The organism is Lelliottia sp. RWM.1 (assembly GCF_016859735.1).
Lineage (GTDB): Bacteria > Pseudomonadota > Gammaproteobacteria > Enterobacterales > Enterobacteriaceae > Enterobacter.
Map to the genome: position 1 here is coordinate 1 of NZ_WLVC01000104.1, position 3067 is coordinate 3067.

Annotated in this window: 2 protein-coding genes; one reads left to right on the top strand and one right to left on the bottom strand. The window is 51.3% G+C overall.

The features are described 5' to 3' along the window. Positions 1–169 precede the first annotated feature (169 nt). A complete protein-coding gene (locus tag GF617_RS27345; protein ID WP_239006643.1) occupies positions 170–334 on the top strand; it encodes a hypothetical protein in 165 nt (54 codons plus the stop codon). A gap of 247 nt (positions 335–581) precedes the next feature. Here GF617_RS27345 and GF617_RS26610 read toward each other — a convergent pair whose 3' ends face one another. Next, the gene (locus tag GF617_RS26610) at positions 582–2702 is read right to left on the bottom strand and encodes a hypothetical protein (protein ID WP_126802443.1); all 2121 of its coding nucleotides are present in this window, start codon (positions 2700–2702) and stop codon (positions 582–584) included. Positions 2703–3067: the final 365 nt, after the last annotated feature.

The window sequence follows — 3067 nt, forward strand, 5'->3', positions numbered from 1 at the left end:
ATGATGTCCCTCTGGGATGCGCTCCGGATGAATATGATGATCTCATATCAGGAACTTGTTCGCACCTTCCCTAGGTGATTACGTTGGCCATCTTTATTCAGTTCCTGACATCCATTCTGACAAGCTACATAATCGGGTTCTTATCGCCACTTACTGCCACGTTTTTCTGATGGATATTGCTGCGGGCATTCTCTGGAAATCCAGGCAGTGCGCCATTGATGGCGTGATCATTACATCAATAGAGAATGATACGGTGCTTGGCCTGGGAGAGTGGGACCCGCCAGGAGGCTGGGAATCTTTTAAGCTCGATCTTAAAACGGGTATTCCGATTTGAAGAAGGGATTATCGCTCAAAGCTGACCTTCACATGCCCACCCATCTAGATTGAATCCTTTTAGACCTCAATAGAAGGTTGCAAATTAAGAGGGTATCTTTTGGCCAACGGGCAGCTTTGTGCCAGGAGCTGACGCTAATGAGAACATTCTGTGGAAATCAACGGGGTGTAGGTCAATTAGGCTGGACTGACCCCGCCCCGGTAGACGATCCTTGCCTATAGTTGGAGCATGAATTTCTCCCCAAGTATTAATCAAGTTGGCGGCGAACCTCGATTTCAACAATGTGGCGAGGTGTTCGCCCAAGCTTAGCATCGCCGTTAGCGACAGCGATGATATCCTCATGCTCGTCGCCAGCCCACAGGCCAACAAGCTCGTGCAGAAAAAACTCCGCGTAGGAGCAACTGGCGTCCCGCACCCGCATCGCCGAAACCGAGGTTTTGCTCGTGTCCAACTGGGTCAAATTCCTAACGAGCCGAGCTGGGGCAACCCAGAGAACCGGGCGAGGAGAGGCCGGAGTCGCGAAAAGATAGTAGGCGTGTTCTGACTGCGTGAGTATGTCCTCGCACTGCTTCAGGTTAATGCCTACCGTCGAACTGAAGGCCTGTCCCGAATTAGTGCCTTTGCGCTTTTTCACCTGCATAAGGGTCGCACGCTGGACCACTGTTTTCCCCTTGTCCACGATACGGCTCAGGAACAGCACGTCTGCTCCCAGCGGAGCACCGGCTTGTGTGTTCGCCCCTTCCTCCCGCTTACTGGGTTGACGCACGTTCACTGTCAGGCTCGGATACGTCGCCCGCGTCGTAGCCGAGAGTTGGCGCAACTGGCTGCTCACGTTGCCAATCGCCTCCTTCGTCATAGTCAGGAGGCGCGCCGTATGGGCCTCCTCGTCCTCTCCCCAAGTCTTCGAATATTCGCGACAAAATTCTTCCTCAATCTGGCTAAGCGCCCTAAAGATGACTTGCTCCACGGAAGGATCGCTCAGCCAAGTTTTAGCTCCTACGCTAGGCAACGCAGTGTCTCCCTCGACCCGGCCTACCGGCCCCTCTAAGTCCAGTGCACCCTGCTTGGACCGCAGTAGTCCCTTGCACCTCAGTTGCAGTTGCCTTACATCAGTGCCGACAAGCCGATTCGCAAACGCCAGATGTTGCTCGTCATCCATCAATCGCAAAAGCACTGGCTCGACTTCGGCAAATGCCGTCTGCTCGAGCCAAAGGCAAGCAAAACTGAGGAGCCCCTGAGCTAATTCAGGTTCCTCATTCGCTTGATCGAACAGATCCTGTCGCCAGGCCTCGCGGGCGGCCGGGCCTAGTTGTGTCCACAGCGTTTTTCGACCACTCGTCAGGGATGGCAATTCTCTGAGACTGGCTACGACGTTTTGCTGGCTAGACCGCACAGGGTCTTCAAACTCGTGCCAAGCCGCCGCAAGCGCGAGGTCAGAGGGTATGGTGTCCACGCACAATGTAGCAAGCTTCGAGAAGGCTTTGGCAACGCCCCCCTTTAAATTGTCTTTCTTCTCTTTATGCGAATAGCTGTGCCAGCGCAGGAACAGATTACGTACATCCTCTGGCAATATCATGCTGCTATGTTGGATTAGCTCAGGAAAGACTGACAGATCTGCTCGTTCCAAAACCTGTTCGCAAGCCCACCGGGACGTCTGCACTGTCTGCGAATTCGCAAAAAGAGAGAAGACGAGCTCAGGCATGCTATAGCTTGGATAGCCCGACGGCTTGTCGATATGTTCTTCCAGGTATGCGCGTACACGCTGCCAATGCTGCTGGACCAGTTGATCGAAAGCCCAATTATTCGCCCCCAGAGGAGGGTCGACTAGTTGAAGTACATAGATGCAATCTTTCTCGGACGTATTGTCCACCAACGCCCTCATAACCTGCTGATCGTCCAAAAAATAACGCTTATAATATGAACGTTCATTTAACAACCAACTCACCCAAGTCGCATGTGGCTCGATTTCCGCCACAATGATTTCACGTAAGCCCGGGGGATCGACCTTAAGTAAGCTATCCCTGAAGGTATCCTGAGCGCGCTGGTAAGAATTTGGCTCCAAGATAGAGGACGAATTCTCAATCCCCGTGGATCCGTGTCCGAGAATTTTTAAGGTCAGCGCTATCTGCCCCTGCTGTGACGCATCTCTGAATTTGCTCATAAAATGCTCACGAGCAGTTAGCAGATCTTGCCAAGCCATAACCCCAAGACTGCGGTCCTCAGTTGATAGGTGGGAGTAGTTCAGACAAAGCATTTCTTTGTCGATGATAAAATACTGTGAGAGTAATTCGACAAGCGGCTGAGCCCAACCTTCTAACGAAATACTGGCAATTCCCTTCTGATCGTCAAAGTCAATATTTATGAACAAGATTCTTTCCCTTTTCCGTAGCTGGCGACGGCGACCTTGCCATGGTGGTCTGCAAAATCTCAATAAATATACCGTAGCCAAATCGCAGGCGGTTCAAGGAACCGCTCCTAGACAACAACAAACATTATAGAATTCCGTTGAAGTTGTTATTACTTCTATTTGAAAAATTTGCATATTACCTATCCACTTTAGCCAGATTATGGTTGACCTGTTCACAGTTGACTCATACATGGTATTGTTAGCAAGTGACCTGCACCCCATTAATTCACGCAGAATGCCGTTCGCAACGTCCGCTTCACGCCCTGAGACATTCGACAAGCTTTTTATGGCTTCAGTAAGGGCGAGTGTCTCGCTTCGAGAGCCAG

What these genes read in the sequence shown, in the direction of transcription:
- GF617_RS27345 (WP_239006643.1), top strand. Translation starts at nt 170, where the DNA reads ATGGATATTGCTGCGGGCATTCTCTGGAAATCCAGGCAGTGCGCCATT.